This window comes from Streptomyces sp. JLSY215 (assembly GCF_059682825.1).
This window is the reverse complement of record NZ_CM185022.1, coordinates 3,758,671-3,784,610: the sequence shown is the minus strand read 5'-3', so window position 1 is coordinate 3,784,610 and position 25,940 is coordinate 3,758,671. Positions and strand designations below refer to the sequence as shown.

General features: G+C 72.6%; 21 protein-coding genes. 15 read left to right on the top strand and 6 right to left on the bottom strand.

All coding sequences use genetic code 11. The annotated features are described in order from the left end of the window. Window positions 1-112: 112 nt before the first annotated feature. Entirely contained in the window at window positions 113-1,360 is a 1,248-nt protein-coding gene (locus tag AC5677_RS16765; protein WP_497195852.1) for a nucleotide sugar dehydrogenase, read from the bottom strand. Between the two features lie 191 nt (window positions 1,361-1,551). Here AC5677_RS16765 and AC5677_RS16760 point away from each other — a divergent pair, with 191 nt between their 5' ends. Continuing rightward, the gene (locus AC5677_RS16760; RefSeq protein WP_497195851.1) at window positions 1,552-3,258 is read left to right on the top strand and encodes a glycerol-3-phosphate dehydrogenase/oxidase; all 1,707 of its coding nucleotides are present in this window, start codon (window positions 1,552-1,554) and stop codon (window positions 3,256-3,258) included. 27 nt (window positions 3,259-3,285) lie between these two features. On the opposite strand, the gene AC5677_RS16755 is transcribed toward AC5677_RS16760, so the two are convergent. Continuing rightward, window positions 3,286-4,485, bottom strand: coding sequence for a serine hydrolase domain-containing protein (locus AC5677_RS16755; RefSeq protein WP_497195850.1), 1,200 nt, complete (start codon window positions 4,483-4,485; stop codon window positions 3,286-3,288). Between the two features lie 237 nt (window positions 4,486-4,722). Between AC5677_RS16755 and AC5677_RS16750 the strand changes: the two genes are divergently transcribed. The 3 genes from AC5677_RS16750 (at window position 4,723) to AC5677_RS16740 (ending at window position 10,188) form a co-directional block, all read left to right on the top strand. Next, window positions 4,723-6,795: a serine/threonine-protein kinase gene (locus AC5677_RS16750; protein ID WP_497196653.1), complete on the top strand. Its 2,073-nt coding sequence runs from the start codon at window positions 4,723-4,725 to the stop codon at window positions 6,793-6,795. Window positions 6,796-6,924: 129 nt separating this feature from the next. Further along, window positions 6,925-9,348: a serine/threonine kinase C-terminal domain-containing protein gene (locus AC5677_RS16745; protein WP_497195849.1), complete on the top strand. Its 2,424-nt coding sequence runs from the start codon at window positions 6,925-6,927 to the stop codon at window positions 9,346-9,348. Window positions 9,349-9,453: 105 nt separating this feature from the next. Beyond that, window positions 9,454-10,188, top strand: a complete 735-nt coding sequence (locus AC5677_RS16740) for a DUF6333 family protein (RefSeq protein ID WP_497195848.1) — start codon at window positions 9,454-9,456, stop codon at window positions 10,186-10,188. Between the two features lie 77 nt (window positions 10,189-10,265). On the opposite strand, the gene AC5677_RS16735 is transcribed toward AC5677_RS16740, so the two are convergent. Both AC5677_RS16735 and AC5677_RS16730 read right to left on the bottom strand, forming a co-directional pair. Then, window positions 10,266-11,492: a winged helix DNA-binding domain-containing protein gene (locus AC5677_RS16735; RefSeq protein WP_497195847.1), complete on the bottom strand. Its 1,227-nt coding sequence runs from the start codon at window positions 11,490-11,492 to the stop codon at window positions 10,266-10,268. Window positions 11,493-11,567: 75 nt separating this feature from the next. Then, complete coding sequence (locus AC5677_RS16730; RefSeq protein WP_497196652.1) at window positions 11,568-13,094, bottom strand: class I adenylate-forming enzyme family protein; 1,527 nt, start codon at window positions 13,092-13,094, stop codon at window positions 11,568-11,570. Window positions 13,095-13,265: 171 nt separating this feature from the next. Here AC5677_RS16730 and AC5677_RS16725 point away from each other — a divergent pair, with 171 nt between their 5' ends. The 4 genes from AC5677_RS16725 (at window position 13,266) to AC5677_RS16710 (ending at window position 16,528) form a co-directional block, all read left to right on the top strand. Beyond that, window positions 13,266-13,406, top strand: coding sequence for a hypothetical protein (locus AC5677_RS16725; protein ID WP_497195846.1), 141 nt, complete (start codon window positions 13,266-13,268; stop codon window positions 13,404-13,406). 7 nt (window positions 13,407-13,413) lie between these two features. Then, window positions 13,414-14,568: an acyl-CoA dehydrogenase gene (locus AC5677_RS16720; RefSeq protein ID WP_497195845.1), complete on the top strand. Its 1,155-nt coding sequence runs from the start codon at window positions 13,414-13,416 to the stop codon at window positions 14,566-14,568. 8 nt (window positions 14,569-14,576) lie between these two features. Beyond that, entirely contained in the window at window positions 14,577-15,572 is a 996-nt protein-coding gene (locus AC5677_RS16715) for an acyl-CoA dehydrogenase family protein (protein ID WP_497196651.1), read from the top strand. 464 nt (window positions 15,573-16,036) lie between these two features. Then, a complete protein-coding gene (locus AC5677_RS16710) occupies window positions 16,037-16,528 on the top strand; it encodes an ATP-binding protein (protein ID WP_497195844.1) in 492 nt (163 codons plus the stop codon). Window positions 16,529-16,906: 378 nt separating this feature from the next. On the opposite strand, the gene AC5677_RS16705 is transcribed toward AC5677_RS16710, so the two are convergent. Continuing rightward, a complete protein-coding gene (locus AC5677_RS16705) occupies window positions 16,907-17,833 on the bottom strand; it encodes a cyclase family protein (protein WP_497195843.1) in 927 nt (308 codons plus the stop codon). 98 nt (window positions 17,834-17,931) lie between these two features. Between AC5677_RS16705 and AC5677_RS16700 the strand changes: the two genes are divergently transcribed. The 5 genes from AC5677_RS16700 to AC5677_RS16680 all read left to right on the top strand — a co-directional run bounded on the left by AC5677_RS16700 (window position 17,932) and on the right by AC5677_RS16680 (window position 23,637). Next, on the top strand, window positions 17,932-18,837 hold the full coding sequence (locus AC5677_RS16700; RefSeq protein WP_497195842.1) for an SDR family oxidoreductase: 906 nt from the start codon (window positions 17,932-17,934) through the stop codon (window positions 18,835-18,837). A gap of 97 nt (window positions 18,838-18,934) precedes the next feature. Then, window positions 18,935-20,134 carry an acyl-CoA dehydrogenase family protein gene (locus tag AC5677_RS16695; protein WP_497195841.1) on the top strand — a complete coding sequence of 400 codons (1,200 nt, stop codon included), beginning with the start codon at window positions 18,935-18,937 and terminating at the stop codon, window positions 20,132-20,134. Continuing rightward, entirely contained in the window at window positions 20,131-21,201 is a 1,071-nt protein-coding gene (locus tag AC5677_RS16690; RefSeq protein ID WP_497195840.1) for a Zn-dependent alcohol dehydrogenase, read from the top strand. Before AC5677_RS16695 ends, AC5677_RS16690 begins: the two co-directional genes overlap by 4 nt. 169 nt (window positions 21,202-21,370) lie before the next feature. Further along, the gene (locus tag AC5677_RS16685) at window positions 21,371-22,666 is read left to right on the top strand and encodes an MFS transporter (RefSeq protein ID WP_497195839.1); all 1,296 of its coding nucleotides are present in this window, start codon (window positions 21,371-21,373) and stop codon (window positions 22,664-22,666) included. A 65-nt stretch (window positions 22,667-22,731) separates the two neighbouring features. Beyond that, window positions 22,732-23,637 carry a hypothetical protein gene (locus tag AC5677_RS16680; protein ID WP_497195838.1) on the top strand — a complete coding sequence of 302 codons (906 nt, stop codon included), beginning with the start codon at window positions 22,732-22,734 and terminating at the stop codon, window positions 23,635-23,637. Window positions 23,638-23,652: 15 nt separating this feature from the next. Here AC5677_RS16680 and AC5677_RS16675 read toward each other — a convergent pair whose 3' ends face one another. After that, on the bottom strand, window positions 23,653-24,282 hold the full coding sequence (locus AC5677_RS16675) for a flavin reductase family protein (protein ID WP_497195837.1): 630 nt from the start codon (window positions 24,280-24,282) through the stop codon (window positions 23,653-23,655). A gap of 339 nt (window positions 24,283-24,621) precedes the next feature. Here AC5677_RS16675 and AC5677_RS16670 point away from each other — a divergent pair, with 339 nt between their 5' ends. Continuing rightward, entirely contained in the window at window positions 24,622-25,194 is a 573-nt protein-coding gene (locus tag AC5677_RS16670; RefSeq protein ID WP_497195836.1) for an RNA polymerase sigma factor, read from the top strand. Further along, the gene (locus AC5677_RS16665; protein WP_497195835.1) at window positions 25,191-25,790 is read left to right on the top strand and encodes a hypothetical protein; all 600 of its coding nucleotides are present in this window, start codon (window positions 25,191-25,193) and stop codon (window positions 25,788-25,790) included. The genes AC5677_RS16670 and AC5677_RS16665 overlap by 4 nt, the downstream gene beginning before the upstream one ends. Window positions 25,791-25,940: the final 150 nt, after the last annotated feature.

Below are 25,940 nucleotides of genomic sequence, written 5' to 3'. Positions count from 1 at the left end.
GGTGGTCCCCCGTAAAGGTTCGTAATGGAGAGACCAAAATAACAGCGCAGTCTGACATGCTCACAAAAACTTTAATTCGTGATCCGTTCGATGCCGCCGCGTGCCGCGGGCGTCACAGCCGGTGCGCCGCCCCCGTAGGCGTCGCCCCGCGGGTGTCCAGGAGGAGCTGGGCCTTCACGGCCAGGCCCTGGAGGTCGTAGACGCGGTGGGGCTGGAGCAGCACCGTCAGATCGGCGGCGGCCGCGGCCTCGTAGAGGGAGTCGGCGCGGGGGATGGGGCGGTCGAGGACGTTCCACTGGGGGACGTAGGGGTCGTGGTAGGTGAGGCCGGCGCCCAGTTCCATCAGGCGGGAGGCGATTTCGCGGGCCGGGGCGGCTTCCTGGTCGCCGATGTCCGGCTTGTAGGTGACGCCGAGGAGCAGGATGCGGGCGCCGCGGGCGGACTTGCCGTGTTCGTTGAGGAGGGTGGCGCAGCGCTGGATGACGTAGCGGGGCATCCGGCCGTTGACCTCTTGGGCGAGTTCGACCATGCGGAGCGGGTAGCCCAGCGAACGGCCCTTGTAGGAAAGGTAGTTGGGGTCGATGGGGGTGGCGTGGCCGCCGACCCCCGGGCCGGGGCGGAAGGCCTGGAAGCCGAACGGCTTGGTCTCGGCGCAGCGGATGACGTCCCAGAGGTCGACGCCGATGTCGTGGCAGAAGACCGCCATCTCGTTCATCAGGGCGATGTTGATGTGGCGGTAGTTGGTCTCCAGGAGCTTGGACGCCTCGGCCTCGCGGGGGCCGCGGGCGCGGACGACCTTGTCGGTGATCCGGCCGTAGAACGCCGCGGCGGCCTCGGTGCAGGCGGGGGTGAGGCCGCCGATGACCTTGGGGGTGTTGCGGTAGGGGTGGGTGCGGTTGCCGGGGTCGTGGCGGCTGGGGGAGCAGGCGAGATGGAAGTCGCGGCCCGCGGTCAGTCCGGAGCCCTCTTCGAGGAGGGGGCGCACGAATTCCTCGGTGGTGCCCGGGTAGGCGGTGGATTCGAGGATGACGGTGGTGTGCGGGCGCAGCCGCGCGGCGAGCGCGCGGGCCGCGTCCGCGATGCCGGTCAGGTCCAGGGCGCGGTCCGCGCCGAGCGGGGTGGCCGCGCAGATGACGGCCGTACGGACCTTGCCGAGGGCGGCGGGGTCGGCGGTGGTGCGGAAACCGGCCGCGAGCAGGCGGCGGATCTCGGTTGCCGACAGCGGCCCGTCGGCGCCTGAGGGGGCGGCGGCGTGCGGGTCGGGGTCGTAACCGATGGTGCCGATGCCGGCGGCGGTGGCGGCTTGGGCGAGGGGGAGGCCGAGGTGGCCGAGTCCGATGACGGCGAGGTCCGCGGGCATGTCTGCTGCCGTCCTTCCCGAGCGACTGCGAATAACGCATAAGTAGACTAAGCCGACATTTGACCCAGAATAGGGATTGGTGGATCAAGGGGGCGGGGTGTTGCCGTAACGGGCGGAGCGGGGATACCGGCATGGAGCACGGCCAGAACGACGAACGATTGGTACGGCACCGATCACAGCGGGAGGCAGTGGTGAAAACAGCGACACTGGGACCGGCCCAGCGTGCCGAGGCGCTCGCCCGAATGGCGGAGCAGGAGTTGGACATTCTGGTGGTCGGGGGCGGGGTCGTCGGCGCCGGCACGGCCCTGGACGCGGCGACCCGCGGACTGGCCACCGGTCTGGTCGAGGCCCGCGACTGGGCCTCGGGCACCTCCAGCCGGTCGAGCAAGCTCATCCACGGCGGCCTGCGCTATCTGGAGATGCTGGACTTCGCGCTCGTACGGGAGGCGCTCAAGGAGCGCGGGCTGCTGCTGCAGCGGCTGGCGCCGCATCTGGTCAAACCCGTGCCGTTCCTCTATCCGTTGCAGCACCGCGGCTGGGAGCGCTGGTACGCGGGCTCCGGCGTGGCGCTCTACGACGCGATGTCGGTGTCCTCGGGACACGGCCGCGGGCTCCCCGTACACCGCCACCTCTCCCACAAGCGGGCCCTGAGGGTGGCGCCCTGCCTCAAGGGGGACGCGCTGGTCGGCGCGCTCCAGTATTACGACGCGCAGATGGACGACGCGCGGTATGTGGCGACGATGGTGCGCACCGCCGCCGCCTACGGTGCGCAGACCGCCAACCGGGCGCGGGTGGTGGGCTTTCTGCGCGAGGGCGAGCGGGTGGTCGGCGCGCGGGTGCAGGACGTGGAGACCGGCGGCGAGTACGCGATCCGGGCCCGGCAGATCGTCAATGCCACCGGCGTGTGGACCGACGACACCCAGGCCCTGATCGGCGAGCGCGGGCAGTTCCATGTCCGCGCCTCGAAGGGAATTCACCTGGTTGTCCCAAAGGACCGCATCCATTCGACGACCGGACTCATCCTCCGTACGGAGAAGAGCGTGCTGTTCGTCATCCCGTGGGGACGGCACTGGATCATCGGGACGACGGACACCGACTGGGACCTCGACAAGGCCCACCCCGCGGCCTCCAGCGCGGACATCGACTATCTGCTGGAGCATGTGAACTCCGTCCTCGCCATACCGCTGACCAGGGACGACGTGGAAGGCGTCTACGCCGGTCTGCGGCCGTTGCTGGCCGGGGAGTCGGATGCGACCAGCAAGCTCTCGCGCGAGCACACCGTCGCGCATCCGGTGCCGGGGCTGGTCGTGGTCGCCGGCGGCAAGTACACGACGTACCGGGTGATGGCCAAGGACGCCGTCGACGAGGCCGTCCACGGGCTGGACCGCAGGGTCGCGGAGTGCGTGACGGAGGACGTGCCGCTGGTCGGCGCCGAGGGCTACCGGGCGCTGTGGAACGCGCGGGCCCGGATCGCGGCGCGCACCGGCCTCCATGTCGCCCGGATCGAGCACCTCTTGAACCGCTACGGCTCGCTCACCGAGGAGCTGCTGGAGCTGGTGGTGGCCGATCCTTCACTGGGCGAACCGCTCGCGGCCGCGGACGACTATCTGCGCGCCGAGGCCGTCTACGCCTGCACGCACGAGGGCGCCCGGCATCTCGACGACGTCCTCACCCGCCGTACCCGCATCTCCATCGAGACCTTCGACCGCGGCACCCGCAGCGCCCGCGAGGTCGCCGAACTGATCGCGCCCGCGCTGGGCTGGGACAGCGCCCAGATCGAGAAGGAGGTCGCACACTACGAGAAGCGGGTCGAGGCGGAACGCGAGTCGCAGCGGCAGCCGGACGATCTGACGGCGGACGCGGCCCGTCTGGGCGCGCCCGACATCGTGCCGCTGTAGCCGCCGCTCCCGCCCCTGCCCCTGCCGCTACGAACGGGAACGCCGCTGCGGGCAGAATTCCGCCGTCAGCACGGCCGTCCCGTCCGCCGGCCGGGCCGGTGTGTCGAGGTTCACCCGGTAGCTGACGAGGTGCCGGCCGCCGGCGGTGCCGGCGGCCTCCACGTACGAGCCGTTGATATCGCCGCTGTGGCCCCAGACCGTGATGCCGCACGGCAGCCTGGTCGCGTACAGGCCGAGGCCGTAGGCGCCGCCGGTGTCCCGTTCGTTGCGCAGCTGCGCCATCTGGCGCGGGGCCAGGAACTTGCCGCTGAGCAGGGCGGACAGGAAGCGGTTCAGGTCGCCGAGGGTGGTGACCATCTCGCCCGCGGCACCGGCCCGGCTGGGGTCCAGGAAGGTGGCGTCCACCCGCCGGCCGCCGATCAGGGAGTAGGCGCGGCCGTGCGGCTCCGGCAGCGACGGGTCGGTGCCGGGGAAGGAGGTGTTGCTGAGCCCGGCGGGCACGAGGATGCGCCTGCGGATCTCCGTGGCGTACGAGTGGCCGGTCACCCGCCGGATGATCTGGCCGAGCACCAGGTAGTTGGTGTTGGCGTACGCGTACCGGGCGCCGGGCGCGGCCACCGGACGGTGGCGGAGGGCGATCCGCAGGAGCTGGACCGGAGTGTGGGTGTCATAGCGGTGGGCGGCGAAGCCCCTGCCGTACAGCTGTCCGCCGAGCCGGTGGTCCCGGGGGTAGTCGAATAAACCACTCGTATGGGCCAACAGCTGGCGGATTGTCACCTTTCGTAGATCGCTGCCGTCGCTCTTTCCCGTGGCGGGCCAGCGGACCGGCACCCCCGCGGGAAGGTGCGCGGCCGCGGTGTCGTGCAGGGTCAGTTTCCGCTCGGCGACGAGTTGCAGGATCACCGTCGCGACCAGAGTCTTGGTGAGACTGCCGGCCCGGAAGTGGTCGGACTCCTCCATCGCACGGCCGGTGCGCAGATCGGCGACGCCGGCCGTGGAGAAACGCGAACCCCAGAAACGGCCGTCGCGGGTGATGAGGGAGGCGGCGCCGGGCGCCCCGTCGTCCACCAGGTGGCGCAGCGCCCCGGCCGTCGTGGCGGGCGGTCGGCGGATTTCCGCAGGCGGGACGGGGGCGGTATGCGTCTGACCAGTACACCCCGTCAGAACCGGCACGATCAGCGCGAGCAGGGCGGCCGGCACGGCCCGGCGAGGCGAGCGCATCGTCATGGAGACTCCCGTTCGTCCCGGCCATCATGACGGGTACGCGCCCCCCTCCCGGAACGACCCGGGCCTTCCGCACGGCCGCGGATGAGAGAGAATGAAGGCTCCGCCAGGGTGGGTTGTCCGAGTTGGGTCAGTTTGGCGATCGCCAGGGGATCGTCATGCGGTCGCATGCGGTCTCATGGCATCGCGATGTCAACTCGGCTGGATTGCAGAGGGGTTTCCGTGGGCGACGAGGTCGAGATGGACGGCAAGGAGGGCAGGCTGCTCGCCGGCCGGTACCGGCTCGCCGATGTTCTCGGCCGGGGCGGCATGGGCACCGTCTGGCGGGCACGCGACGAGGTCCTGGGCCGTACGGTCGCAGTCAAGGAACTGCGCTTCCCCGGCGGGGTCGAGGAGGACGAGAAGCGCCGTCTGATCACGCGTACGCTGCGCGAGGCCAAGGCGATCGCCCGGATCCGCAACAACGGCGCGGTGACGGTCTACGACGTGGTCGACGAGGACGACCGGCCGTGGATCGTCATGGAGCTGGTCGAGGGCCGCTCGCTCGCCGAGGTCGTACGGGACGACGGCGCGCTCACCCCGCGCCGCGCCGCCGAGGTCGGCCTCGCCGTCCTGGACGTGTTGCGCGCCGCGCACCGCGAGGGCATTCTGCACCGCGATGTGAAGCCGTCCAATGTGCTGATGTCCGACGACGGCCGCGTCGTGCTCACCGACTTCGGCATCGCCCAGGTCGAGGGCGACCCCTCCGTGACCTCCACGGGCATGCTCGTCGGCGCCCCCTCCTACATCTCCCCGGAACGCGCCCGCGGCCAGAAGCCGGGCCCGCCGGCCGACATGTGGTCCCTGGGCGGCCTGCTCTACGCCTGCGTCGAGGGCCACCCCCCATACGACAAGGGCTCGGCGATCGCCACCCTGACGGCGGTGATGACCGAGCCGGTCGAGCCGCCGAAGAGCGCCGGTGTGCTGGAAGACGTCATCTACGGCCTGCTGGTGAAGGACCCGGCGGCCCGCCTGGACGACGCGGGCGCGCGGGCGCTGCTGCTGGAGATCGTCAACGGCCCCGAGAAGACCGAAGCCGAGCCGCCGATGGACGCCACGCGGGCGATGGCGCTGCCCACGGCGCCCGCCGAGCGCGGCGCCAAGCCGAAAGCAGCCGCGCCCAAGACCAAGCCCGAACCGAAGCCGAAGGCCGCGCCGAAGCCGAAGACCGCGCGGAAGCCGAAGGCGAAGCCCGCGGCCGGGGCCGCCGGTGCCGTCGCCGGGGAAGCGGCGGCGGCCGCCGCCCCGGCGAGCGCACCGGAGAAGACGGACACGCCCGGCACGCCGGCCGCCCCGGACCGCAAGGAATCGGCCGCCGCAAAGAGCGACGCGGCCGACCGGGACGCGGGCGCCACGCCCGCCGCCCGCCCCGCGAACCGCCCCTCTCTCGACACCGACGCAGCCAAGGAGCGGGTGCGCGGCGCCCTGCAGTCCGTACGCAACGCCGCCGCGGCGGCCCGCAGCGAGTCCAGACCCGGCGGCGACGGGAGCCGGCCCGCCCCGCGCGCCTCGCTGACCGATGTCGTGCCGCGCCGCACGCTGATCACCGCGGCCGTGATCGTGGCACTGCTGGTCCTGGGAACGATCCTGGCGTTCGCGCTCAGCGGCGGCGACAAGACGAACGGCGCCTCGGGCGGCAAGGACGGCAAGTCCTCCGGCCACGCCAAGCCCTCGAAGGACGCCAAGGACGACGCGGACTCGCCCGCCGCGAGCAAGCCCTCGGACGGCGGGAGCGACCCGTCGGGCCCGCAGTCACCGGACCCCGGCCAGGGCGACGACGACAAGGGCGGCAAGGACGGCAAGGACGGCAAGGCCCTGCCGGGCGGCTTCGCGCCGGTCTCCAACGGCCGGTTCCACTTCACCGTGGCCATGCCCAAGGGCTTCAAGCAGACCGCCACCGCGGGCCAGGGCTCCGGCGCCATATACAGCGCCTCGGGCGGGTTCCCGCGCATCCAGATCGACTACAACGCCAAGCCGGGCAACGACGCCGCGGCCTCTTGGCGCGACCTGGAGCCGGCGGTCCGCAGCTCCACCCCCGGCTACCACCTCCTCGGCATCAAGACGGTCAGCTGGCGGGACTATCCGACCGTCGCGGACTGGTCGTTCACCCGTCGGCAGGACGGCCAGAAGGTCCGCGTCCTCGACCGCGGCTTCCGGGCCGACGACAACCACGGCTACGCGATCATGATCACGTGCAAGGCCGACGCCTGGTCGGACAAGGAATGCGTCCAGCTGCGCGAGACGGCGTTCCGGACATTCGCCGTGAAGGACTGACGCGTACCGGACTCGCGCCGTGAACGACCGTCGCGGCGCGGGCCGGTACCGGTCCGGGCACGTATCGTGAGAGCCAACAGGTCGTACGCATGAACGCCGTACGCCTGAGCGCGCTGTTGGGGAGGCGTCGTGGACGAGTACGCGGGGAGAGTGCTCGCCGAGCGCTACCGCCTGCCGCTGCGCCCCTCCGGCGAGGAGTACGTCGCCGAGACCCGCGCGTTCGACACGTACAGCGGGCAGGAAGTGCTGCTCCGTCAGGTGCCGCTGCCGGAGGTCGTGGAGGCCGAGGTCGTCGGCGAACCCGGCGTTCCGGACGACGGATACGCCGGCGGCCGCGGCACGGCGACGGCCGACCGCAGCCCCCGGGACCCGGTCGTACGCCGTGCGCTGGAGGCCGTGACGGCGGCCGCGCAGATCCCCGACCACCCCCTCCTCGACCAGGTCTTCGACGTCTTCGCCCAGGACGGCAGCCTCTGGATCGTCGGCGAGGTCATCCCCGCCCGCCCGCTGTCCGCGTTCCTCGCCGAGCGGCCCCTGAGCCCGCATCGCGCCGCGGAAATCGCCGCCGACGTCCTCACCGCACTGCGCGCCCTGCACGCACACGGCCGCCTCCACCGGAACATCACCGCCCGCACGGTCCTGGTCTGCGACGACGGCCGGGCCATCCTCACCGGCCTGGCGGTGGGCGTGGCCCAGGAAGCGCTGTGCGGGGACGCGTCCGCCCCGGGGGAGGGCACGCCGGCGCCGGACTCGCCGGTGCCGGACGCCTCCGCCGCGGCGCGCCCCGAGCCGGCCCGGGTGTCCGGCGCCCGCCAAGAGGAAGCCGCGGGGACGCGGTTCGGCCCGTACGGCGATCACGTCGGCGGGCCTGCCGATGCGCACGGCGGCGTGGACGCCGACCCGCACACCACCGTGGACGCCGATACGGGCGAGCTCCCCGCCCCGCGCCGCGAGCCGGCCCCGGAGGCCGCGCCCGAGCCCCGGGTCCCCCTCACCAAACCGCCCACGACCGCGCCGCCGTCCCCGTACGGGCGCCCCGGCGCCGCCCTCGCCGCCGAGCGCGCATGGCAGGCCCGGCTCCAGATCGTCGGCCCCGTCACCGAACGCTGGGCCCCCGAACAAGCCGAACGGCCCGAGGACGCCACCGAGCTGACGGCCCGGCTCGGCCCGGCCACCGACCTCTGGGCGGTCGGCGCGCTGCTCTTCCGCGCCGTCCAGGGGCATCCCCCCTTCCCGGAGGAGAGCGCCGCCGAACTGACGCAACTGGTCCGCTCGCAGCCGCCCGCCGCGGCCGGCGAGTGCGGCGAGGACCTGGGCGCCCTCATCGCCTCCCTCCTCAGCCAGGACCCCGCCGGCCGGCCGGACTTCGAGGAGCTCCGCGGCCGGCTGCGCGCGCTGATCCGTACGGCACCGGAGCCGCAGGTCGGCCGCCGCCTCGTCGCGATGCCGGCGCTGGAAGGGGGCGCGGACCCCCGCCGGCTGCCGATCGTGCGGCGCCGCGGCGAACTCGTCCGCAAGGAGCGCAGGAAGCGCCAGAAGGACCGGGCCCGCCGGGAGCGCGGCCCGCAGGCGCCGCCCGCCGGCCCGCTGCTGTCCGAGTCCGCGCCGAGGGTGGCGCCCGTACCCCGCCCCGCGCGCCCGCCGCGCCCCCCGAAGCAGCCCAAGCCCCTCCGGCAGCCCCGGTCGGCCCGTTCCCCGCGGGGCTCCGGGCCGTCGGTCGGGGATCTGTACGAGGAGCAGCAGCTGCTGGTACGGGTCGGCCTGGAGACGGCGCCGAAGCAGCCGCGCAGGAGCCGGGACGAGGACGACGCACGGCCCCCGCGCGGCCGCGGCCCGCGCCATCTCGGCCGCCTCCTCCTCGCCCTGATCCTGCTGCTGCTCGTGGGTGCCGTCGCCTACGCCATGGTCTTCCTGCCGAAGTCCGGCGAGGAGGCGCAGGGCGGGGCGGGCGGCGCGGACGGCACGGGCGTATCGGGCGCGGTGTCCGGCGGCAGCCCCGCGCCGCCCACCGGCCAGGGCGGCAGCCAGGACCAGGGCGAGGGCCAGGGCGGCGCCTCGGGCGGCAGTCAGGCCCCGTCGCAGCCCGACCCGCCCGTGAACGTCGCACGGGGCTACGCGCTCCGCACCGACCCCGAGGGCTTCCAGGTCGCGGTCCGCAAGGGCTGGCAGCGCCGCGCCAAGAACGCCCAGGGCCAGATCCGTTACCTCGGCGGCGACTACGAGCTGCTGATCGTGCCCGGCCGCGACACCACCGCTCACTTCGGCACCGACCCGATGGCCTACCAGCAGGACAAGGAGGGCGAACTGGCCCCGTACCGCGGCTCCGGCTGGTCCTCGGCCTCCGGTCTGCGGCGCACCGACGTCGGCGGCACGGCGATGGCCGAGGGCACGTTCACCTGGAAGGACTCCAGCGGCCGCGCGGTCTACGTCCGTAACCTCGCCATGATCCACAACGGCCGCTACCACCTCGTCCTGGTCATCGGCCCCGACAGCGGCCGCCGCCAGGTGGACAGCCTGTACGAGCAGGCGACGAGCACCTACCTGCCGCGCTAGCCCGACCGGCCTCGCCCGCGCCGACTCGGGCCGCTCGCCTGCGTGTTCGTCCGCAGCTTGCCTGTTCGCCCACCCGATGTCAGTGGCCGCCACTACGGTGCGCTCATGACCGACATCTCCTTCTGGGAGCGCCCGCCGGAGACGGCCATCCGCGGTTCGTCTTCCTACGAGTACACCGTCACCCTCCTGGACCCGCCGCTGCCCGGGAGCGCCGCCGAGTTGCCGCCCCACGACCCCGTCCGGGCGCGCGCATTCGCCGCAGCGTTTCCCACGGTCGACGCGGTGCTGGAGGAACTCCCTCCCATGCCCGCGGCCGAGTTCCTGCAGGCGGAGACGCTCGCGGACCTGGACCTGATCACGGTCGGCTGCTGGGGCAGGGCGACCTGCATATCCGATCCGGCGCTCACCACGTACGACGCCGGCAACGATCCGGTCGGGCGTCAGGTCGCCGCACTTCACGCGCGCTACCCCGGCGCGCTCATCGTGGGCTCCGCCCAGGCCGATTTCGGCGAGACCTACACGGACGACGCGATCTGTCTGCCCGACGGCCGGACGTTCTCCGCATCCGGCTTCCCCTGTTACGAGGACTCGTGGCATGCCGACGGTGACCCCCACGCCCTGCTGAACGCTCTCGGCATCGACCTGGCCGACCTGGACGACACCTACCGCGAATGCCTTCACCTGGACGGCGAACCCCACCACACCAACTGGGAAATGCTGGGCGGCCTGGCCCTCAGCCACTGCGGCTTCGGGCCTCCCACCGGCCTGGAGAAGTCCGTCTTCCGCGTCCGCCACACCGAGGAGTACACCTGGGTCATGGAGGAAATGAGCGAATGGTGAACGGCTCGGCGGCCCCGCTGGGGTAGCCGCCCGGTGGAGAGCCGGCCACCCGGTGCCCCGGGGCGTCGCGCCGTCCCCTACTTGCTCAGCTCCCGCTCCAGCGGGGTCCGGAAGCGCGGGGTGATCCGTACGTCGCCCACCCATCCCGCCAGCCGGGCCGCCTCGGCCTCCACCGCCGAGGCGGCCTCGGGTCCTCCCCCAAGCTCTCGGCTCCGCTCGAGCAGGGAGGTACCCCCACCGTCCGTGAGCAGCCGCCAGACGATCTCGCCGTCGGGGCGCTGGGCCCAGCCGCCGATGATGCAGCCGTTCCACCACACCGTCGGGCCGATGTTGCCGCTGCGGTCGAAGAGGTGGGGGAGATGGTCCGGGGCGAGGTACCAGTCGCGGGACTTCCAGCCCATGGCGGTGGGGTCGAGGGCGGGGAGGAGGGCGGCCCAGGGCTCGGGCGGGGCGACCGCTTCGACGTCGTCGGGCAGTGCCCAGGCAGCCACGCCGCCATCGAGTGTCACCTCGACCGCATCGGTCGCGGCCACCGCCCGCCGGGTGTCGGTCAGGGTCCAGCCCGTCCACCACTTGAGGTCCTCGACGGTCGCCGGGCCGTACGCGGCGAGCCAGCGGCGGGCGAGATCGGCGCGTGCTTCGGGGGCCGGTGGGGCGGGCAGGTCGGCGAAGGCGGTGCCGGGGGTCCAGCGGAAGGAACTGCTGGTCCAGCCGCCGCGCGGCCGGCCGCGGCGGATCGTTCCCTCGGCGGCCAGTACGCGCAGGATCCGGCTGGAGACGGCGACGGTGGCCTCGTACGGTTTGCCGGGGGAGACGACGATGGTGTCGCGCAGGTCGGGCACATCGGCGGCGAGTTCGCCGGCCGTCGCCTCGCCGCGGGTGGCCAGCGCGGCGAGGGTCTTCGCCTCCACCTCCGCGAGGCGCCGTTCGTCCCACCCCGGGGCGCCGCCGAGCACCCGCCGGGTCATCTCCCGCCGCTCCTTGGCGGCGATGGCCCGCGCCGTGGAGGAGGCGACGACCGGTGCGAGACCGGCACCGACCGCGAAGAGCGTGCGGCGCATGCACAGCAGCCGGACCAGCGAACGGTCGTCGTAGAGCGCCCGCTCGACGTCCGAGGGGCCGGGCGTGGTCAGCCGGGCGCCGGCCGCCAGGTGGACGGTCGCCGGGTCGGAGGCGTGCAGCCCCAGGACCGCGTCGGCGACCTCTTCGGTACGGGCCGACCGGTACGCGGGCGCCAGCAGATGGCGCCGCCCGAGGCGGGCCCGGCGTCCGGCGGCGTCGATGTGGGGGCGGGGGCGGCTCATGCGGCGTCGATGTGGGTGCGGGGGCGGGCGTGGCTCATGCGGGGACCGTACGCGGTGGGTAGGACGGATCGCGTCCTACACGCCCGTCCCCTTCGCGGCCCCGAAGCGCTCCCGCAGCTCCTGTTTGAGGACCTTGCGCAGGGTCGCGCCCCGTGGCAGCGCCGTCAGCACCTCCAGCTGTTCGGGGAGCTTGTGCGGCGCCAGGCCCTGGGAGCGGAGAAACGCGCACAGCGCGGACAGATCCAACTCCCTTGCTCCTGGCGGCCGTTCGACCACGGCGCAGACCCGCTCGCCCCGTTCCGGGTCCGGCAGGCCGATCACCGCCGCATCGGCCACGTCCGGGTGCCGGTGCAGCAGGTCCTCGATCTCCCGGGCGGAGATGTTCTCGCCCTTGCGGATGATGATGTCCTTGAGGCGCCCGGTGACGACGAGGTGCCCGGTGGGGGTGAGGTGGCCGAGGTCGCCGGTGGGCAGGAAGCCGTCGGCGTCGAAGGGGGCGGGCTCGTCGAGGTAGCCGCGGCAGACGGCCGGGCCGCGCAGCCGTATCTCCCCGCTGTCGGGCGCGATACGGATCTCCATCTCGGCGGGCGGCCGGCCGTCGGTGGCGGCGAGGTGCTCGGGGCTGTCGTACGGGTCGCCCATGGTGACCATCGGGGCCTCGGTCATGGCGTAGCCGTGGGTCAGCTGACAGCCCAGCTCGGCGGTGACCTCGTGGTAGAGCGAGGGGGGTTTGGGCGCGCCGCCGCCCGCCAGCAGCCGGAGGGCGGGCAGGAGCCGGCGGCCGCGCGGCAGCTTGCGCTGTTCGGCGAGGAAGAGGGCGTAGAAGGCGGTCGATCCGCCGGCGAGGGTGACGCGGTGGCGGCGGTAGGCGGCCAGCGAGCCGGGGAGGGCGAAGTGCTCCAGGAGGACGGCGGGGATGCCGTGCCGCAGGAGCATGACGGTGTAGTCGGGGCCGGCGACATGGGCGTACGGGAAGGCCATCGAGCCGATGTCGGACGGGCCGATGCGCAGCGCGTCGGCCAGGCAGCGGCCGGCGGCCAGCAGGCTGCGGTCGGTGTGCAGCACGCCCTTGGGGCCGGCGGTGGTGCCGGACGTCCAGTAGATCCAGCGCGTCTCGTCGGCGTCGGCGGGTGGCGGCGGCAGTACGGCCGGGTTCCCGTCCGGAAGGGTCCGGTACGCCTCGATGACCGCCGGCGGTTCGGGCAGCGAGGCCGCCAGGCGGCGGGCCATCGCGGTGTGATCGAAGCCGCGCCAGGTGCCGGGGACGGCGAAGAAGGCGGCACCGGTGCGGCGCAGCACCTGGCCGACCTCGTGGTCGCGGTAGAGCGGGACGACCGGGCTCTGGACGGCGCCGATCCGGGCCAGCGCGAGACTGAACAGCACGGTCTCGATGCGGGTCGGCAGCTGCCAGACGACGCGGCTGCCGGGCCGTACGCCGCGCTCGTACAGGCCGGCGGCGACCCGTTCGGCGCGCCGGTGCAGCGCTCCGAAGGTGATCCGGCGCTCGTGGCGGGCGGACTCGGCGCCCTGGATGAGGGCGGGCGCATCGGGGCTGCGGTCGGCGCGCCAGGCGACCAGGTCCCAGAACGTGGTGCCGGTCATCGTCATCCGGATCCGCCTCCCCTGCGCCCCAGTTGCCTGACGGCGCGTCAGATTTCTCGGCGAGGGTAGAGGTCGGCGCCTTGTCGGTCCAGAGCGCCGGGGCTAGCCTGATTCTGACGGGTCATCAGATAGCCGCCCGGATGCGGCCGCTTCACGGGGTGAGGGGACACGATGGGGAATCCGGCAGGGCCACCGCGCATCATCGGCATCGACGACCGTGCGACCGGGCCCGCGCAGGGCGGCGAGGCCCGGCCGCCGGGCACGGCGCTCCGCATGCTCCCCTCGGGCCCCGACGCCCGCCCCGGTAAGTAGCCGCCCCATGGACCTCACCTACACAGCGGAAGAGGAAGAGTTCCGGGCGCGGCTGCGGGCGTGGCTCGGCGAGGTACTCCCCAAGCTTCCCGCCAAGCCCGCCGCGACCGACTGGCCCGGCCGCCGGACGTACGACGCGGCCTGGCAGCGGATGCTGTACGACGCCGGATACGCGGGGCTGCACTGGCCCCGGGACGCCGGCGGACAGGGCGCCACCCCCACCCAGCACCTGATCTTCCTGGAGGAGACCGAGCTGGCGGGCGCGCCCTACGTCGGTGCGGGCTTCGTCGGGCTGCTGCACGCCGGGCCCACCATCGCCGCCGAGGGCGCCCCCGAACAGCGCGCCCGCTGGCTGCCGCCGATCCTGCGCGGCGAGGAGATCTGGTGCCAGGGCTTCAGCGAACCGGACGCCGGGTCGGACCTCGCGGCGCTGCGGACGAAGGCGGTGCGCGACGGCGACGCGTATGTCGTTACCGGCGCCAAGATCTGGACCTCGCACGCCGAGGTCGCCGACTGGTGCGAGCTGCTGGTCCGCACCGACCCGCAGGCGCCCAAACACCGCGGCATCAGCTGGCTGGCGATGCCGATGGACGCGCCCGGTGTCACGGTCCGGCCGCTGCGCACGCTCGCCGGGTCGACGGAGTTCGCCGAGATGTTCCTCGACGAGGTACGGGTGCCGGTCGGCAACCGCGTCGGGGCGGAGAACGACGGCTGGCGGGTGACCATGGTGACCCTCTCCTTCGAGCGCGGCACCGCCTTCGTCGGCGAGGTGGTGGCCTGTCGCCGGGTGCTCGGCGCGCTCGCCCGTACGGCGCGGGCCAACGGCCGCTGGGACGATGCGGCGCTGCGCCGCAGGCTCGGCCGGCTGAACGCGGAGTTCGCGGCGCTGTGGCGGCTGACCCAGTGGAACGTCAGCGAGGCGCAGCGCAGCGGAGGCGTCCCCGGGGCCGGCGGTTCGGTCTTCAAACTGCGCTATTCGCACGCCCGGCAGGAGCTGTACGACGCGGCGGCGGAGGTGCTGGGCGCCGGGTCGCTGGACGCGGACCAGGAGTGGATCGCGGACCGGCTGTCCTCCCTCTCGTACACGATCGCGGCGGGCACCTCCCAGATCCAGCAGAACATCGTCGCCGAGCGCATCCTCGGCCTGCCGAAGGGGCGGTGAGCGGGCCGGTGGACTTCCAACTCACCTCGGACCAGAGGGCGTTGAAGGAAGGTACGCGCGAGCTGCTGGCCGGGCGGTTCGGCCGGGACCGGCTGCGGGCGGCCGTGAACGAGCCCGCGCTGGACCGCGCGCTGTGGCGCGAGCTGGCCGAGGCCGGATTCTTTGCCCTGCGGCTGCCGGAGGCGGACGGCGGCGTGGGGCTCGGCCTGCCGGAGGCGGTGCTGGTCTTCGAGGAGGCGGGGCGGGCGTTGCTGCCGGGGCCGCTGGTCGCCTGCCAGCTGCTGGCCGGCGCGGTGGACGGCGTCGCCACCGGCGAACGGATCGTCGCCCTGGCCGATGCGCCGGCCGGTCTGCCGACGGACCCGGCCGCCCCCGTGCTGTGGGAACACCCGGCCGACTGCGACGCGTTGATCTTGCTGGGGGATGCACCGGGGGCGGATCCGGTGCATCAGGGGCGCGAATCCGGGGCGTACCGGAGCGCGGCCACCTCGGTGACCTGCGCCCCTTTCGCCTCAGTTGACCCGCTGACCCCGTTCGCCCGCGTAACGGACATCTCGGACGCGTCCTCCCTCGCTCTCGACGCGCCCCGGCTGCGCCGCGAGGCGGCCCTGCTCACCGCCGCCCAGCAGCTGGGCAGCGCGGTCCGCACGGTCGAGATGGCAGTGACGTATGCGACCGAACGCGAACAATTCGGCGCGCCCATTGGATCCTTTCAAGCCATCAAGCATCTGTGCGCGCAGATGCTCGTGCGAGCCGAAATCGCCCGAAGTGCGGTGTATGCGGCGGCGGTCACGGAGGGTGTTCTCGACGCGACGGGCGCGAAACTGCTCGCCGATACGGCTGCGGTGCGTAACGCCCGGGACTGCCTGCAGGTTCATGGCGGCATGGGGTTCACCTGGGAGGCCGATGTGCATCTGCATCTCAAGCGGGCCTGGCTGCGCGCCGAGTGCTGGGGCCGCGCCGTCGAGGCGGAGGAAGCGCTGGCGGAGGCCTTGCCGGGCTGACGGAGGTGGACGCGATGGGCCGTCCCGAGGGCCGTGATGTCAGACTCTGGCATCCCGTGTGCGGAATGTCGGATAACGCACGCATAAGCGGTCACGGAGGGTCGATATCGGGTTGTGTCCTAGGCGTGACTCGTCACAGGCGGGAGTCGGCGTTCCGCTCGGGTACGCTCCCTTGGGTGCGAGTGGTTCTGTGGCGCAACGTCCACGGTGCCGTCGGAAGGACGGCTCCGGGGTACGGACTGCGCGCCGCTCGCCTCGGGCTGGGGCCCGAGAATCCCCCTTGTTCGACTCCCCGCAAAGTGCGTCGCACAGTATGCAGCACGCATACTCCCTTGCGCTGGAATATGCCCGAAGCGCTTGTTGGGGTGACTGAACGTCAACCATGCTGTGCTTCACCGGGGTCACGCACCGTGATCTCGTGGAGGCGCGAGGCGATGTTTCCGCCGGTTCGGATGGTGTGAGCGGTGCAGGTGCTTCAGGTTCAGTTGGAGGTACGGCCCGACCCCGCAGAGGTGGGGCGGGCCAGGCGATGGGCCCGATCGAGGCTGATGGGGTCCGGCATAGGGGCCGATGAGCCGCTGGCCGAGACGTTGATCTTGCTGATCTCCGAGCTCGTCACCAATGCCGTGGTGCACACCGGCTCGGCGGCGAAGCTGCGGATGTGCTTCTCGGGGTCGGGTGCGGTGGTGGGGACCGTACGCGTCGAAGTGGTGGACGCCAGCGCCCGCCCGCCGCGGCAGCGGCACGCGGACGGCGAGGACACCAATGGGCGCGGCCTGGAGCTGGTCGACGGTCTGGCGGACCGCTGGGGCTGGCAGCAGGAAGGCGCCGGCAAGCGGATCTGGTGCGAGGTGGACCGCGGTCAGTCGCTGTTGATGGCGGCGGGGGGCGAACTGGGGGCGTACGAGGCTCCTTGCGCCGTGACCGCCGTGACCGCTGTGACCCACCGGGCGTAATTACATCGCGCGGGCGCGGGGCGCGGGCCGTTGCTTCGTGTGGCACCGCATCGTGCGTCAGTGCATGGCGCGTCAGTGCATCGCGCCTCAGCAGATCGCGCGGCAGTGCATCGGACCCGAGTAAATCGGGCGCAACGGAATTAGTCCAGACCAGCTGTTGACGTGGCGTGCTGCGCTGATCAACCTTGGGTTGAGCGATTCGCCGCGAGGGGACGCCGAGGCCATGGGGGGAGCCGGCCATCCGGTCCGGGATCTCGGCGAGTGCGGGTCGCGGCCCGGCCCCCTGGCGGTAGCCGGGGGAGGTGGCGGTCCGCGGTGCCGCGCTCGGGGCGCGCATGAGCGCACCGCCACCAGGCCGGGCCGGACAGGGCCGGTCGCTCAGAGGATCGCCACGGGTGCCACCGGCGTCCCGGTCCCGCCGACGAACGGCTCGGCCATCGCCGACAGCAGGAACGTCCAGCGGTCCGCCGCCGCGCACGCCGCGCTCAGCTCCTCCAGATTCCAGTTCTGGCCCTGCAGCATGCCCATCTCCACCAGGTGGAGGGCGTGCACCGGCAGCCACAGGTTTTCGATCTCCGGCGGGAAGATCTCGAAGGTGAGGGTGTCGTTGGCGACGGCGGCGACATCGCGGGCGTGGAACCACTCGGGGGTGCGGACCGACAGCCCGGGGGAGGGGAAGGCGTACGCCTGCCGGTCGCCCGCGAGGTAGTGCTGGATCTGGCCGGTCCGGATGAGGACGATGTCGCCCGCGCGGACCTTGGTGCCCGCCAACTCCTCGGCGGCGTCGAGGTCTTCGGGGGTGACGGCGTGTTCGCCCGGCAGCCGGTCGGTGCCGTGGGCGCGGGCGACGTCCAGGAGGACGCCGCGGGAGACGATCGGGGTGGCCTTCTCGATGCCGAGGCTGGTGGCGCCGTGGTGGGCGGTGATGGAGCCGGCGGGGCGGTTGTTGTAGAGCCGCCCGGAGTGTGAGACATGGGTGAGGCCGTCCCAGTGGGTGGCGGCCTGGAGGCCCATGGTGACCGCGTCGTCGGAGGTGGCGACCGTACCGGGGCCGAAGATCTCCTGGTTGATCGCCACCATGGTGTGCAGCGGATTGACCCGGCCGGGGATCATGCCGGTCTGCACGCCGTCCTGTTGGAGGGGCAGCGCGAGGGGGATGCGGCGGCCGGTGCGGATGCCGGCGGCGGCCGCGCGGACCACCTCGTCGGTGATCAGGTTGAGGGTGCCGATCTCGTCGTCCGCGCCCCAGCGCCCCCAGTTGTTGACGCGTTTGGCGATGTCGTGGAACTCCTGCGGCAGTGCCATGAGGTCTCCTCGGGGCGGTTCGGCTCGGGGTCTTGTGTTCGTACCGCGTCTGCTCAAAAATCTAACGGTCCGTCAGAAAGTGCGGGAAGGGGTGCGGCATGGGGAACTTCTTGACCGGCAAGGTGGTCGCCGTCACGGGCGCCGGACGAGGCATCGGGCGCGCGGTCGCCCTCGCCTGCGCCGAGCACGGCGCCAAGGTGATCGTCAATGACTACGGGGTCTCCATCGCGGGCGGCGAGCCGAGCAGTGAGGTCGCCGAGTCCGTGGTGAAGGAGATCGAGGCGGCGGGGGGCGTGGCGACGGCCGTTGCCGACGACGTTTCCACGATGGCTGGCGGGCAGCGGATCGTGGATACCGCGCTGGCCCAGTACGGGCGTATCGACGGCGTGGTGTGCGTCGCCGGAATTCTGCGGGAGCGAATGCTCTTCAATATGTCCGAGGAGGAGTGGGATCCGGTTGTCGCCACTCATCTCAAGGGGACGTTCACGCTTTTCCGGGCGGCCGCTTCCGTGATGCGGAGGCAAGGGTCGGGCACCCTTGTGGGATTCACCAGCGGGAATCACCAGGGGTCCGTTTCCCAGGCCAATTACTCCGCCGCCAAGGGCGGAATCATTTCGCTGGTGCGGAGTGCCGCGCTCGGCCTGCACAAGTACGGGGTGACCGCCAATGCGGTGGCGCCGGTCGCGCGGACGCGAATGTCGGCGAATGTGCCGATGGAGCTGACGGAGATCGGGGAGCCGGAGGATGTGGCGGCTTTCGTGGTCTATTTGCTGAGCGAACGGGCGCGGGAGATCACCGGGCAGGTTTATACGGTGGCCGGGCCGAAGGTCGCGGTCTGGGCGCAGCCGAGGGAGCTGCGGTCCGCCTATGTCGACGGAGGGTGGACGCCGGAGAAGGCCGCCGAGGTGGTGGCGGGTCCGGTCGGCACGGATCCGATGCCGATGCTGGCGCAGCTGACCGCCATGGCCGATGCGGCGCGGAGCAAGGCGCGGCCCAACCAGTAAGACCCTGCCGTGCATTCCGTGCATTCCGTGCATTCCGTGCGTTGCCGGGTGCGGCGCCCCGTTGTTCGCTCCGCTGCGCGGGGCCTGGGAGGTTGGCGTGGATTTTGAATTCGGGAGTGCGGACGGCGCATTCCGCGATGAGGTGCGGGACTGGCTTTCCCGCCATCTCGTGGATTCCTATGCCGCCTGGGGCGGACGGGGCGGTCCCGGCAGCGAGCACGAGGGATTCCCGGTGCGGCGCGAGTGGGAGCGGGAACTCGGGGCCGCCGGATGGATCGGACTCGGATGGGACCGGGCGCACGGCTCGTACGGAAATCGTTCGGCGACGCTGACCCAGCAGGTGGTGTGGGCCGAGGAATACGCGCGGGCGCGGGCGCCCGGCCGGGTGGGGCACATCGGGGAGAACCTGCTGGCGCCGACGCTGATCGCTTATGGGGACCAGGCGCAGCGGGAGCGGTTTTTGCCGGGTATCGCGCGGGGGGAGGAACTGTGGTGCCAGGGGTACAGCGAGCCGGACGCGGGATCGGATCTGGCGGGGGTGCGGACGGTCGCCGTACGGGACGGGGGAGCGTACCGGGTCAGCGGGCAGAAGGTCTGGACGTCGCTGGCCAGGGAAGCCGACTGGTGTTTTGTGCTGGCGCGGACGGATCCGGAGCAGCGGCGGCACCGGGGGCTGTCCTTTCTGCTGGTGCCGATGGACCAGCCGGGCCGGATCGAGGTGCGGCCGATCCGGCAGATGTCGGGGACCTCGGAATTCAACGAGGTGTTCTTCGACGGGGCGGTGGCGCGGGTCGAGCATGTGGTGGGCGGGGAGGGCGCCGGCTGGCAAGTGGCGATGGGGCTGCTGGGGTGGGAGCGGGGCGTTTCGACGCTGGTCCAGCAGATCGGGTTCGCGGCGGAGCTGAGTGACGTGGTCGGCGAGGCGGTCGCCCGTGGAGCGGTACGGGACCCCGTCCTTCGCGATCAACTCATCGCCCAATGGGCCGAGTTGAAGGTCATGCGGTGGAACGCGCTGCGGACCCTGGGTGCGTCCGGGGACGCGGCGGCGCCCAGCGTGGCGAAGCTGCTGTGGGGCGGCTGGCACCGGCGGCTGGGGGAGCTGGCCATGCGGGTGCGGGGAGCCGCGGCGGCGGTGGCGCCCGGCGACTGGTCCGCGCGGGCGCCGTACGAACTGGATGCACCGCAGCGGCTGTTCCTGTTCAGCCGGGCCGACACCCTGTATGGCGGTTCGGACGAGATTCAGCGCAACATCCTCGCCGAGCGCGTGCTCGGCCTGCCCAGAGGGGAGCGGCGATGAGGGGCGTCATTTTCGACGGTGAGCAGACCCGGGTCGTGGACGATCTGGAGGTGCGGGATCCGGGGCCGGGAGAGGTGCTGGTCGCGATCCGGGCCGCCGGGCTGTGCCACAGCGATCTGTCGGTCGTCGACGGGACCATTCCGTTTCCGGTGCCGGTGGTGCTGGGACACGAAGGGGCCGGGGTGGTCGAGGCCATAGGGGCGGGCGTTGAGCATGTGGCGCCCGGTGATCATGTTGCCCTGTCGACGCTGGCCAACTGCGGGGCCTGCGCGGAGTGTGACCGGGGACGGCCGACGATGTGCCGCAAGGCGATCGGGATGCCGGCGAAGCCGTTCCGGCGGGGCGGCACGGAGCTGTTCAACTTCGCCTCGAACTCGGCGTTCGCGGAGCGTACGGTCGTCAAGGCGGTGCAGGCCGTGAAGATCGCCGAGGATATTCCGATGACGTCCGCCGCACTGATCGGGTGTGGGGTGCTGACGGGCGTCGGGGCCGTGCTCAACCGCGCGAAGGTGGACCGAGGGGATTCGGTCGTGGTCATCGGCGCCGGCGGCATCGGGCTCAATGTGCTGCAGGGGGCCCGGATCGCGGGGGCGTCGACGATCGTCGCGGTGGACGCCAATCCGGCCAAGGAGGCGGTGGCGCGGCAGTTCGGGGCGACCCACTTCATCGATGCGTCGGCGGTGACGGACGGCGTCAAGGCGGTCAAGGAGATCCTGCCGACCGGTGCCGATCACGCCTTTGAGTGTGTGGGCAGTACGCGGTTGATCCGGCAGGCGATCGAGCTGCTGGACCGGCACGGGCAGGCGGTGCTGCTCGGGGTGCCGCCGGCCGGTGCGGAGGCGTCGTTCGTGGTGTCGTCGATGTACCTGGACAAGTCGATCCTGGGATGCCGGTACGGATCGTCCCGGCCGCAGCGGGACATCGCGCTCTACGCCCGGATGTACCGGGAAGGGCGTCTGCTGCTGGACGAGTTGGTCAGCGAGACCTATCCGGTGGAGGACTTCGCCAAGGCGGCGGACGATGCGCACCATGGGCGGGTGGCCCGGGGGGTGCTGACCTTCGGGTAGGGGCGCGAGGCCGATGGCCGGATCCTGGTGACACGAGGCCGGTGGCCGGATCCTGGTGACACGAGGCCGGTGGCCCGATCCTGGTGGCACGAGGCCGGTGGCCCGATCCTGGTGAAGCGTGACCCTTCGGCCACTCGTTCCCCGGCGTCCGGGCGAGGATGCTGCTCCGGTGAGCCAGATATCCGACCTGTCCCCGGCGGTTACGGACCCCGCCCCCGCACCCGGCCGCCGCCGGCGGCCCCACCGGGCGTGGTCCGTCGCCGCCGTCACCTTCCTCACCATCATCGGCGCGGCCGGCTTCGCTTCGCTGCCCGGCCTGCTCATCGATCCGCTGCACACCGAGTTCCACTGGTCGCGCGCCACCATCGGATTCGCGGTGTCCGTCAATCTCGCGCTGTACGGGCTGACGGCGCCGTTCGCCGCCGCACTGATGGACCGCTTCGGGATCCGCCGGGTGGTCGCCGCCGCCCTGACGCTGATCGCGGTCGGCGCCGGACTGACCGTCTTCATGACCAGCAGCTGGCAACTCGTCCTCCTGTGGGGCGTGTTGGTGGGCCTGGGCAGCGGCTCGATGGCGCTGGCGTTCGCCGCCACGGTCACCGGGCGCTGGTTCGTCGCGCGCCGCGGGCTGGTCACCGGCATCCTCACCGCGGCCGGCGCCTCCGGGCAGCTGGTCTTTCTCCCGCTGCTGTCCTGGATCGTGGACCGGCACGGCTGGCGGCCCGCCACCGTCACCGTGGCGCTCGCCGCGCTCGCGGTCGTCCCCCTGGTGTGGCTGCTGCTGCGCGACCACCCGGCGGACGTGGGCCTGGCCCCCTACGGGGCGACGGAGTTCGTGGCCAAGCCGCCGCCGCAGCGGGGCGCGGCCCGGCGCGCGGTGCGGGCCCTGGTCTCGGCGGCCTCCACGGGCCCGTTCTGGCTGCTGGCGGGCACCTTCGCGATCTGCGGCGCCACGACGAACGGCCTGGTCAAGACGCACTTCGTGCCCGCCGCGCACGACCACGGGATGCCGATGACGGCCGCCGCTTCGCTGCTCGCGGTGATCGGTGTCTTCGACATCGTCGGGACCGTCGCCTCGGGCTGGTTCACCGACCGCTTCGACACCCGACGGCTGCTCGCCGTGTACTACGGCCTGCGCGGCGTCTCGCTGATGTTCCTGCCGCTGCTGCTCGCGGACACCGTCCACCCGCCCATGGTCTTCTTCATCGTCTTCTACGGCCTGGACTGGGTCGCGACCGTGCCGCCGACCATCGCGCTGTGCCGGGAGTACTACGGCGAGGACGGCGCGATCGTCTTCGGCTGGGTGCTGGCCGCCCACCAGGTGGGTGCCGCGCTGATCGCCTTCCTGGGCGGCCTGGCGCGGGACGCCTTCGGTACGTACAACCCGGTCTGGTACGCCTCCGGGGCGCTGTGCGCGGTCGCGGCGCTGATGGCGCTGGTCATCCGGCGGCGGAAGGCGGCTTAGGGGGACCTGAAGGCGGGGGCGGGGTGCGCCGGGTGCATGATCCCGGTGGGGAGAGGTGATGCGGGATGAGCATGGCCGGAAGCGGGCGTACCGGCGGGGTGTTCTGGAGCTGGCCGGCGGTGGTGGTCTCGATGGCCGCGCTGCTGGGCGAGGTGCTGGTGGTGGGCGCCGCGCTGGTGATGTACGGCTTCACACAGGAGGGGACGATCGGCAACGTCTTCCTGTCGCTGTTCGTCCTGCCCTTCGCGTTCCTGGCCGGTGCGGTACCCGGCTTCGTGGTGACGGTCACGCTGACCCTGCCGACCCTCTGGCTGGCGGGATGGGCGACCCGGTGGGCAGGCATGCAGGGGCGGCCAGCCTGGTGGTGGACGGCGGCCGCGGCGCCCTTCTCGACGGCCGGCGCGATCCTGGTGTACGGGGCGATCACCACGATGCTCACCCGTGACGTGGCGCCGCCGGTGTATCTGGTGCTCTGGCTGATGCTCACGGTGGCCACCGTCCCCGCCGCGCTGGTGGCCGCGCACGCCGCCCGGGACACCGATGCCCGGCGCGCCCTGCGGCTGACCCTCACCGTCGTGAGCGGCGCCGTCGCGGCCGCCGTCGTGGTGTGCCTGCTGTTCGTGATGGCCTTCGCCACGGGGCTGCTGCACCCGTACGAGCCCCCGCGCCTGGCGCGTTCCGCCCTCGTCGGCGTCTGGGAGGACGGCTCCGGCGGCACACTGCGGCTGGGCTCCGACGGGGTGGCGGCCACGTCGGGTCTGGGCGAACCGGGCGCACGCTGCTACGGCGCCGGAGTGTGGGAGCTGGACGAGACCATGCCGTCCGAACAGGCGGTGGACGTGCGCGATGCCTGCGCGCACCGGTGGTCCATCGGCGGTACCGAGGAGCAGCCGACCCTGTACTACTTCGTGGGCGATCCGGACGAGGGCAATCGCCAGTTGCTGACGCGACGGGGCGGGGCCGGGCGGTGAACCGGACGTCCGCCGTCAGCCGCTGAAACGCCCGAACGCGCCCCGGTGGAAGAGCAGCGGTCCGGCCTCGGCGGCGGCCGGGTCCGCGGCGAGGGCGTCCACCCGGCCGACCACGATCAGATGGTCGCCACCGGTGTGCACCGCGTGGATGGTGCAGTCGATCCAGGCGGGCACGTCCGCCAGCCGCGGCGAGCCGCTCGCCGGAGCCGCCGTGTACCGGACGCCCGCGAACTTGTCGGCGCCGCTGACCGCGAACCCGCGGCACAGTTCGCCCTGTTCGGCGCCGAGGATGTTGACGCAGAAGACCCCGGCGCGGGCGATCACCGGCCAGGTGGTCGACGTACGCGCCACCATGAAGGTGACCAGCGGCGGGTCGAGGGAGAGCGACGCGAACGACTGACAGGCGAAGCCGGCCGGACCGGCCTCGCCCGGTGCCGTGATGACCGTGACGCCACTGGCGAAGTTCCCCAGGACGGAACGGAATTCGGCCGGGTCCAGAGGGGCGCGCTCATCCTCCCGTACGGCGCGCAGTGCGGGGCGCCGGTGGGGGTGTGGGGCGGGGGCGGCCGTGGCCCCTGTGTCCGGTGGGGAGGCCGTGGTCGGCGCGCCGACCGAGCGGAGATATCGCACGGCCGTGGCTGCCATTCCCGCGTGTCCCATCATGCATTCATTGAATCTGATGCTGCGTCAGATGGGAAGTCCCCGGAAGGGTGCCGGAAGGGTGCCGGAAGGGTGCCGGAAGGGTGCCCGATGGGTGCCGGGTCGATGGCGGGCCGCCGTCGGGTGGGTGCCGGGGACTGCCACTCGCGGGGGTGGTTTGGGGCAACTCAGGGGTGATGTAGCCGGTATTCGGGGGAGATCGGAAGGTGGCGCCTGGTTGGCTACGGACTGCACGGGTAGCTTCCGCCTCGGTCGTCACCCGTACCCGGCACGGGGGAGTTCCACCACATGGCAGATGCGACGTCGTCGTCACCTTCGTCTGCCGTGTCAGCCACCTTCGACGAGGTCTTCTGCGGGTTGCTGCCCCGGCTCTACCGGCGCGCGGTGCTGCTGGCCGGATCGAGACAGTCCGCGGAGGACGTGGTGCATGAGGCCTACCTCAAGCTCGCCGCCCGGCCTCAGCGCTTCCTCGCCCATCCGGAGCCGTACGCCTACGCCTTCACCGTGGTGCTCAACATCGCCCGCGACGCCCACCGCAAGGACCGCCGCCAGGTGCTGCTCGATGCGGTGGAGGGACTCGATGAGGTAGGTGCGGCGGGCACGGGCGGCGCGGCCGGGCCCGGCGGCTTCGGGGCGGGGGCCGGCGGGGCGGCCGGGGGCTGGGACGGCGGGGTGGAGTGGCGGAATGCCGAGCTCGACGCGGTGCGTCTGCTGGGGCGGTTGTCGCAGCGCCAGGCCGGCATCGTCATCCTCGTCGACCTCGACGGCTACACCATCGACCAGGCCGCGCGGATCATGAAGGTGCACCGCGGTACGGCCGCCCGGCACCGCGCCCGTGCGCTGGACAGGCTGCGTGCGCACCTCGTTGCCTCGCAGCACGGACGGGCCGGGAGGTGAGCGGCGCGGTGGAGGCGGGGGACGGCGCCGAGGCGCTGCTGCGCGAGCGGCTGCGGCGCGCGGACGAGCGGATCGAGGTACCGGCCGGGCTGTGGTCCCGCATCAAGGGGCCCGGCCCCGGATCCGCCCGTGGGCCTCGTGGTGCGCATGAGGTGCCCGTGTCGCCGCTGCCGCCGCGCCGGAGGACGTACGCCCTCGCGCTCGCCGTCGCTGCCACGGTGGCTGCCGTGGCGCTGGGGGCGTGGTGGCTGGTGCGTCCGGGCGCCGTCGGGCGGCAGCCGGCCGCCGGCGTCCGCGCGGTGCCGGTCACCGTCTACAACAGCGAGTCGGCCTGCCGCCACATCCGCTCCCTGGAGTGCGGGCTGCGGCTGGCCAAGGACCCGCACGTCAGATACGCCGCGCGGGACAACTCCGCGGGCCGGGTGTGGCACGGCGATGTGCTGGCCGCGCACTGCGTGGTCGCCGATGGGCAGCTGGTCCGCGACGAGGCGGGGGTGACGTCCACCCGCTGGTATCTGGTGACCGGCAAGCGGGGTGTGACGGGCTGGCTGCCGGGCGCGCGGACCCGTAATACGCGTGAGGTGCCGTACTGCTAGGGCGATGCGCCGTGGCGTTGTCAGAGGTGATGCGGCGTGATACGCCGTGAAGTGGCGTGATGCGCCGTGAGGTGACGTGAGGCGACGGGGCGTGGCGGGAGACGACGAGACGTGGCGTCAGGCGACGCGATGACGTGGCACGGCCTGGCA

Bases quoted from the DNA above. Each gene is read 5' to 3' on its own strand.
- AC5677_RS16690 (WP_497195840.1), top strand. From the start codon at position 20,131: ATGAGGGGCGTCATTTTCGACGGTGAGCAGACCCGGGTCGTGGACGAT.
- AC5677_RS16750 (WP_497196653.1), top strand. From the start codon at position 4,723: ATGGACGGCAAGGAGGGCAGGCTGCTCGCCGGCCGGTACCGGCTCGCC.
- AC5677_RS16720 (WP_497195845.1), top strand. From the start codon at position 13,414: ATGGACCTCACCTACACAGCGGAAGAGGAAGAGTTCCGGGCGCGGCTG.
- AC5677_RS16765 (WP_497195852.1), bottom strand. From the start codon at position 1,360: ATGCCCGCGGACCTCGCCGTCATCGGACTCGGCCACCTCGGCCTCCCC.
- AC5677_RS16675 (WP_497195837.1), bottom strand. From the start codon at position 24,282: ATGGCAGCCACGGCCGTGCGATATCTCCGCTCGGTCGGCGCGCCGACC.
- AC5677_RS16755 (WP_497195850.1), bottom strand. From the start codon at position 4,485: ATGACGATGCGCTCGCCTCGCCGGGCCGTGCCGGCCGCCCTGCTCGCG.
- AC5677_RS16680 (WP_497195838.1), top strand. From the start codon at position 22,732: ATGAGCATGGCCGGAAGCGGGCGTACCGGCGGGGTGTTCTGGAGCTGG.
- AC5677_RS16700 (WP_497195842.1), top strand. From the start codon at position 17,932: ATGGGGAACTTCTTGACCGGCAAGGTGGTCGCCGTCACGGGCGCCGGA.
- AC5677_RS16740 (WP_497195848.1), top strand. From the start codon at position 9,454: ATGACCGACATCTCCTTCTGGGAGCGCCCGCCGGAGACGGCCATCCGC.
- AC5677_RS16705 (WP_497195843.1), bottom strand. From the start codon at position 17,833: ATGGCACTGCCGCAGGAGTTCCACGACATCGCCAAACGCGTCAACAAC.
- AC5677_RS16725 (WP_497195846.1), top strand. From the start codon at position 13,266: ATGGGGAATCCGGCAGGGCCACCGCGCATCATCGGCATCGACGACCGT.
- AC5677_RS16735 (WP_497195847.1), bottom strand. From the start codon at position 11,492: ATGAGCCGCCCCCGCCCCCACATCGACGCCGCCGGACGCCGGGCCCGC.
- AC5677_RS16730 (WP_497196652.1), bottom strand. From the start codon at position 13,094: ATGACCGGCACCACGTTCTGGGACCTGGTCGCCTGGCGCGCCGACCGC.